This window comes from Bacillus sp. SIMBA_154, assembly GCF_046536015.1.
Taxonomy (GTDB): domain Bacteria; phylum Bacillota; class Bacilli; order Bacillales; family Bacillaceae; genus Bacillus; species Bacillus pumilus_P.
Genome location: NZ_JAWJBV010000591.1, coordinates 1 through 242 on the forward strand (window position 1 = coordinate 1; position 242 = coordinate 242).

Here is a 242-nt window from a genome sequence, read left to right on the forward strand (position 1 = left end):
TATCAAGTCGTAAAGGAGTTTGGGAGCCAATAATATCTTACCTCATTCAAGCAAGACCAAAGCAGAGATATAAAAGCTCGGCTCAAGCAGGCTGGCTTAATAATAGCTTTGTCACACCGAGCTGGTGCGTTAGCAATGGAGCTGAAAAAGTTATTTATTCAGGAAATAAGAGCAACGAATTCCTCAGTACTTCAGGTACTGTTTCGAGTTGGCAAAAAGAGGTAGGAAGCCTGTGTATTAAT

General features: G+C 40.9%; 1 protein-coding gene. It reads left to right on the forward strand.

Annotated elements, in window-relative coordinates:
* A partial coding sequence (locus tag R0K30_RS23270; protein ID WP_410613372.1) for a DUF927 domain-containing protein occupies positions 1–242 on the forward strand: 242 nt, incomplete at both ends.